General features: G+C 65.9%; 8 protein-coding genes and 1 pseudogene. All 9 read right to left on the reverse strand.

Features of this window, described 5'->3' with window-relative positions; translation table 11 throughout:
- Nucleotides 1–77: 77 nt before the first annotated feature.
- Complete coding sequence (gene fliR, locus P3W85_RS33525; protein WP_017225030.1) at nt 78–863, reverse strand: flagellar biosynthetic protein FliR; 786 nt, start codon at nt 861–863, stop codon at nt 78–80.
- 38 nt (nt 864–901) lie between these two features.
- Nucleotides 902–1,171 (reverse strand): flagellar biosynthesis protein FliQ, encoded by a 270-nt coding sequence (fliQ, locus tag P3W85_RS33530; protein ID WP_035807451.1) that lies wholly within the window; start codon nt 1,169–1,171, stop codon nt 902–904.
- A 34-nt stretch (nt 1,172–1,205) separates the two neighbouring features.
- Entirely contained in the window at nt 1,206–1,895 is a 690-nt protein-coding gene (gene fliP / locus P3W85_RS33535; protein WP_276267920.1) for a flagellar type III secretion system pore protein FliP, read from the reverse strand.
- Between the two features lie 161 nt (nt 1,896–2,056).
- Nucleotides 2,057–2,539 carry a flagellar biosynthetic protein FliO gene (gene fliO / locus P3W85_RS33540; protein ID WP_276267918.1) on the reverse strand — a complete coding sequence of 161 codons (483 nt, stop codon included), beginning with the start codon at nt 2,537–2,539 and terminating at the stop codon, nt 2,057–2,059.
- Nucleotides 2,536–2,991, reverse strand: coding sequence for a flagellar motor switch protein FliN (gene fliN / locus P3W85_RS33545; RefSeq protein WP_017228898.1), 456 nt, complete (start codon nt 2,989–2,991; stop codon nt 2,536–2,538). Before fliN ends, fliO begins: the two co-directional genes overlap by 4 nt.
- Nucleotides 2,984–3,991: a flagellar motor switch protein FliM gene (fliM, locus tag P3W85_RS33550; RefSeq protein WP_017228897.1), complete on the reverse strand. Its 1,008-nt coding sequence runs from the start codon at nt 3,989–3,991 to the stop codon at nt 2,984–2,986. The genes fliN and fliM overlap by 8 nt, the downstream gene beginning before the upstream one ends.
- A 150-nt stretch (nt 3,992–4,141) precedes the next feature.
- Entirely contained in the window at nt 4,142–4,630 is a 489-nt protein-coding gene (gene fliL / locus P3W85_RS33555) for a flagellar basal body-associated protein FliL (protein ID WP_017228896.1), read from the reverse strand.
- 515 nt (nt 4,631–5,145) lie between these two features.
- Nucleotides 5,146–5,931: a 1,6-dihydroxycyclohexa-2,4-diene-1-carboxylate dehydrogenase gene (locus P3W85_RS33560; protein WP_276267919.1), complete on the reverse strand. Its 786-nt coding sequence runs from the start codon at nt 5,929–5,931 to the stop codon at nt 5,146–5,148.
- Between the two features lie 27 nt (nt 5,932–5,958).
- Nucleotides 5,959–6,464, reverse strand: a pseudogene (locus tag P3W85_RS33565) (benzoate 1,2-dioxygenase electron transfer component BenC); the annotation flags it as partial.

The raw sequence follows: 6,464 nt of genomic DNA on the forward strand, positions 1-6,464 counted from the left end.
GGCCATGGGCGCTCGCTAGCTCGGAAAAACGGGGAAAACGGCAGGAACCTGAAGTCCGGAAGCGCCAATGCCTGCACTCAATAGCCAAATTGCCCGAGCATCGTCGCCACGGAGCTCAGTCCATTCTGGATCAGCCGCTCCATATAGGTGCTCATCTGCGGCATCACCAGCATCATCAGCAGGATGCCGCCGGAGAGCGTGACCGGAAAACCCACCGCGAAGATCGACAACTGCGGCGAGGCGCGGTTCAGGATGCCCATGGCGAGGTTCAGCGTGAGCAGCGCCGCGATCAGCGGCAGCGCCAGCAGCAGCCCGGAGGAGAAGACGCTGGCGCCGGCCGCCGCCACGGCTGCCCAGCCGGCGCCGGACAGCGGCTGGGAGGAGATGGGCAGGCTGCTGAAGCTGTCGGCGAGCGTGGCCAGCAGCAGCAGGTGGCCGTCCAGCGCCAGGAACATCAGCATGGCCACGATATTGAGGAAGCGGCCCAGCACCATGGTCTGGCCGCCGGCGGAGCGGTCGTAGAAGGAGGCGAACGACAGGCCCATCTGCATGCCGATGGTTTCGCCGGCATATTGCACGGCGGCGAATACCAGCCGCATGGCAAAGCCCACGGCCAGGCCGATGCCAACCTCGTTGAGGATGATCAGCAGGCCTTCCAGTGAATACACCGGCACCAGCGGCAGCTTGTCGATGGTGGGCGATATGATCACGGAGAGCAGCGCCGCCAGCGCCACCTTGGCCCGCCGCGGAATGGTCGACTCGCTGAACAGCGGCGCGGTGCCGAACAGCGCCAGCAGGCGGAACATGGGCCAGAGGAAGGCGGCGATCCAGCCATAAAGCTGGGCGGCGGTGACGGACAGCACGGTGGCTCGATGCGGCGCTTGGCGTAACCCGGCGCGGCTCAGTGGGCCAGGGCGGGAATGCCCTGGAACACCGAGCGCATGTAGTCGACGAAGGTGTTGATCATCCACGGGCCGGCCAGCACCATCGTGGCGAACAGCGCCACCAGCTTCGGGATGAAGGACAGCGTCATTTCGTTGATCTGGGTGGCGGCCTGGAACAGGCTCACCACCAGGCCAGCCACCAGCGCGACCAGCAGCAGCGGCGCGGCCAGCATCAGGGTCATCTTCATCGCCTGGGTGGCGATGGTCATTACGGTTTCCGGTGTCATGGCGAAAGCCTTCGTTGGGGCGCGGGCCCCGTGATCAGTTCAGGAAGCTCTGCGCCAGCGAGCCCAGTATCAGTTGCCAGCCGTCCACCAGCACGAACAGCATCAGCTTGAATGGCAGCGAGATGGTGGCCGGCGGCACCATCATCATGCCCATCGCCATCAGTACGCTGGCTACCACCAGGTCGATGATGAGGAAGGGGATAAAGACGGTAAAGCCGATCTGGAAGGCGGTCTTGAGCTCGCTGGTGACGAAGGCCGGCACCAGGATGCGCATCTGCACGTCTTCCGGGCCTTGCATCTCCGGCGCCTTGGCCATCTGGGCGAACAGCGCCAGGTCCTTCTCGCGCGTCTGCTTGAGCATGAAGGCCTTGAGCGGCGCGGCGGCCTTGTCGGTGGCATCCTCCAGGCTGAGCCTGTTTTCGGACAGCGGCTTGTAGGCGTCGGTGTAGATGCGGTCGAACACCGGCGACATGACGAAGAAGGTCAGGAACAGCGACAGGCCTACCAGCACCTGGTTGGGCGGCGAGCTGGCGGTGCCCAGCGCATTGCGCAGCAGCCCCAGCACGATGATGATGCGGGTGAAGCCCGTCATCATCAGCATGGCCGCCGGCAGGAAGGACAGCGAAGTCAGCAGCACCAGCGTCTGCACCGACAGCGACCAGGTCTGGCTGCCGCCCGGGCCGGCCTTGCTGGTCAGGCCGGGCAAGGCCTGCGCCTGGGCCATGGCCGGCAGCACCACCAGCGCCAGGCAGGCCGCAGCCAGTATGGCCGCCAGCACCAGCCTGGAGGGCTGGCTGGCATATTCGCGGACGGACTGGAGAGGGCGTTGCAGGTGGCGATGCAGGTGATGATGCAGTAAGCGCCGGGGGGCGTCAGGCAGGAAAGTCATGACTTGAGGTTGTCTTGCATGGCGCGCAGCAGCTTTTGTCCAAAGCTGCCGGCCGAACCCGGGCTGGCCGCGGCACCGGTCTGGTCCGGCTTGTGCGCGGCTTGCGCGGGCAAAGTGTGGAGCGTGCGAATCTCGCCGGCGCTGACGCCCAGCACCAGGCAGGTGTCGCCGACTTCCACCATCACCAGGCGCTGGCGGGGGCCGAGCATGGTGCTGCCTACCACTTTCATCGCGCCGCCCTGGCCATGGCGCACCAGGCCGGCACGGCGCGCCAGCCAGGCCAGCAGCAGGATCAGGGCGATGACGGCGAACAGGCCGAGGCCGGCCTGCGCCAGTCCGGTTGCGCCGCCGACGGCGACATGGCCGCCGGCAGGGCTTGCGGCCGCGGCGCTGGCCTGAGCGGCCACGGGCGCGGCATGCGCCAGGACCACGCCGGCGGCAAGCGCGGCGATGGCTGTCCGGCGCAGGCTGGCGTTCATCTGTTGAGCTTCCGGATGCGTTCGGACGGGGTGATGATGTCGGTCAGGCGGATGCCGAACTTATCGTTCACCACAACCACCTCGCCCTGCGCGATCAGGTAGCCGTTGACCAGCACGTCCATCGGCTCGCCGGCCAGGCCATCGAGTTCCACCACCGAGCCCTGGGCCAGTTGCAGCAGCGTCTTGATCGGCACCTTGGTGCGGCCAAGCTCTACCGTGAGCTGTACCGGGATATCGAGGATCATCTCGATATCGTTGTGGAAGCCGCTCGGCGTGTCTTTTTCCAGCGGTTGAAAGACCTTGGAGGCGGCTGGTGTTGCCGTGGCCTGCATGGCGGCGGCCGGGGCAGGCGCAGCAGCAGCGGCTGTTTCCTCGGCGCTGGTCTGCTCCGCCAGGGCGCTGGCCCAGTCGTCCATCGGGTCGGCCGGCTTGTCCTCTTTGCCGTCAGTCATGGTCGGTTTCCTTGTTGGAATCGCTTTCTTGGTGATTGATCATCCGTTCTACCCGCAACGCATACTGGCCGTTCATGGTGCCGAAGCCGCATTGCATGACGGGCACGCCATCGACCTTGCCGAACACCTGCTCGGGCAGCTCGATGGGAAGTACATCGCCGGCGCGCAGCGCCAGCACCTCGGCCACGGTACTTGGCAGGTGGGCGAATTCGGCCACCAGCTCGACCTCGGCCGAGCGGATCTGCTGCGACAGCTGGGTAATCCACCGCTTGTCGACTTCGACCTCGTCCTGCAGCGGATTCATCAGCAGGTCGCGCACCGGCTCGATCATCGAGTACGGGAAGCAGACGTGAAGCTGGCCACCCACCGCGCCGAGTTCGATATGGAAGGCGGTCGTTACCACCACCTCGCTGAGCATGGCGATGTTGGCGAACTTGGTGTGCATTTCCGAGCGGACATATTCCAGCTCGATCGGGTGCACGGCATGCCAGGCCTGGCCGTAGCTGCCGAGCGCCAGGTCGAGCAGGCGCCGGATGATGCGCTGCTCGGTCTGGGTAAAGTCGCGCCCCTCCACGCGGGTGTGGAAGCGTCCGTCGCCGCCGAACAGGTTGTCGACCACCAGGAACACCAGGTTGGGGTCGAACACGAACAGTGCGGTGCCGCGAAACGGCTTCATGTGCACCAGGTTCAGGTTGGTCGGGACCGGCAGGTTGCGCACGAAGTCGCCGTATTTCTCGATGCGGATCGAGCCGACCGAGATGTCGGCGCCACGGCGGATGAAGTTGAACAGCTGGGTGCGCATCTGCCGGGCGAAGCGCTCGTTGATGATTTCGAGCGTGTGCAGCCGGCCGCGGACGATGCGTTCCTGCGTGGCCAGGTTGTACGGCCGGACGCCATCCTCGGAGACCGGCGCCGCGACTTCGGGCGCGTCGGTCTCGCCGGACACGCCTTTCAGTAATTCGTCTACCTCGTCCTGCGAGAGGAACTTGTCGTAGGCCATCTAGTGTCCTGCCCCGTGAATGCCGTGATGAATGAAAGCGACCATGTGCCAGTCAGTCCGCGCGCCGGCGTTGGCGGGCAAGCTGAGAAACGGTCAAGGCAGGCAAGGACGAATTCATGTCGGATTTTGCTGGTGGGGCAGGGCAAGCGCTTACTGCACCACGAAGGAAGTGAATAGGACGTCCACAACCTGCTGTTGCGGCAGGTTGGGCGCGAACGGCTTGCTGACGGTCTGCTGGATTTCCTGGGCCAGCTTGCGCTTGCCTTCCACGGTCGCCAGGTCGGCCGGCTGCTTGGCCGACAGCAGCAGCAAGATGCGGCTGCGGACTTCCGGCAGGTATTCGGTGATGCGCGCCTGGTCCTTCGCGTTCGCCACCTTGAGCGACAAACCGGTATGCAGGAAGCGGTCGCCGTCATCGCTCTTCAGGTTGACGGTAAAGGCTTCCAGCGGCACGAAAATCGGCGGCGCCACAACCGGTGCGGCCGGCGCGGCCGGCTGGCGGTTGCTTAGGATGTTGCCCAGAAAAAAGCCCCCGGCACCCAGCACCGCGACGAGCACGACGCCGAGCACCAGCAGCAGTCGCCCGCGCTTGCTCGTGTTGCTGCCGTCAGCCTGGGAAGAAGTGAGCGTATTCGCCATGAGATGCCTGTATCGGAATGCCTTGCCATTCTTGAGGGAATGACCGGCAAGCAAAGGGCCGAAAAAAAGGGTGAAACCCGCTCAGCTTGGCCCTTTGAGCCGAGCAGGTCTTGTCATCCGGGGTGCGCGGATGGTCTTACAGGGGTTAACGAATGGCGGGCACGGAACTTGAGAGGGATGTTTGAGGAAAACCCGTACCGGGGGCTGGACAGCGGGAGGCGGTACTGGAATCGAGGGTTTTTCCTGATCGCCGGGCCCGGTGGCGTGGCGGCAGGCAAGTGTCGCCGTGCGGCCCGGTGGCACCGCTGCGGGGCGGCTTCGAACGCCGCGCTTGGGTGCCAAGCAATTGATTTTGATGGGTTTTCTATGGGCGATGCCGGCCGGCGAACGCGCTGAAACCACGCGGGTACTGCCGGGGCGAAACGTCCAGCCGCCCCCGGAACACCGTGGGCATAGCATGCGGACCGCGAAATCCGCGTTCGCGGGAAATCACCTTCGGCAGCACTTTTTCGCGTTCAGCCCTGGTCGCCGCCGCCTACCGGAAGGACTGAGCCGGTGATGTAGGAGGCTTCGTCCGACGCCAGGAACAGGATGGCGCGCACCTGTTCGTCGATGGTGCCGTAGCGGTGCATCAGGCTGGAGGCGATGGTCTGGTCGACGATGCCCTGGTACCAGGCGGCCTCCCGCGGGGTCTGCTCCGCCGTGTTGCGCGGCACCTTGCGCGGCGGTGCTTCCGTGCCGCCGGTGGCCACCGCGTTGACGCGGATGCCATCCTGCGCGTGCTCGAAGGCGAGGCTGGCGGTCAGCGCGTTGACGCCGCCCTTGGCCGCGGCGTAGGGCACGCGGTAGATGCCGCGGGTGGCGATCGACGAGACGTTGACGATGGCCCCCTGCTGGCGCCCGATCATGGCGGGCAGCACCGCGCGGCAGCACCACAGGGTGGGAAACAGGGAGCGGCGGATCTCGGCTTCGATCTGCGCTTCCTCGTATTCCTGGTAGGGCTTGGCCCAGATGGTGCCCCCCACGTTGTTGACGAGGATATCGATGCGGCCGTGGGTCTCCAGCGCGGCGCTGGCCATGCTGCCGGCGCCGGCATAGGTCTCGAGGTCGGCTTGCACGGCCAGTGCCTCGCCACCCCGGGACTTGATTTCCGCGGCGACTTCCGCCACCAGCCCGGAGCGGTCGGCCAGCACCACGCTGGCCCCCTCGGCCGCGGCGGCGAGTGCCACGCCGCGTCCGATGCCCTGCGCCGCGCCGGTAACCACGGCGATCTTTCCGCTAAAGCGCGCATTTGTGTTCATGACGTGTCCGTGTTTCGTGGCGTGGGGTCAGGCAGCGTTGCTGGCCGAGAATTTCTCGTAGTGGAAGCTGGCCGGCGTCACCCCGGCGTCCTTCAGCCAGCCGCGCACCGCGTCCACCATGGCGACCGGGCCGCACAGGTAGATGTCGACGTCGCCGCCGTTGAGCCAGTCCTGCTCCACATGCTGGGTCACATAGCCCTTGCGGGTCTCGCTGCCGGCCGGGTCGAGCACGCAGGTGCGGTACGCGAAATCCTCGATCTTGCGCTGTGCTTCGTCGAGTTGTTCCAGGGCCACGAGGTCGATTTCATGCGTCACGCCGTACACCAGCCGGACCGGATGCCGGCTGCCGTTCGCGGCCAGCACATCCAGCATCGACAGGAAGGGCGCGATGCCGGTGCCGCCGGCGAGGAACAGCACCGGGCGGCTCACGTCGCGCAGGTAGAAGCTGCCATAAGGGCCGGCGAAGGAAATCGGCTGGCCGGGCTGCGCCTCCTTGCTCAGGAACTCGCTCATGCGTCCGTTGGGCACATTGC

Origin of the sequence: Cupriavidus basilensis, from assembly GCF_029335485.1 — a bacterium.
GTDB lineage: Bacteria > Pseudomonadota > Gammaproteobacteria > Burkholderiales > Burkholderiaceae > Cupriavidus > Cupriavidus basilensis_E.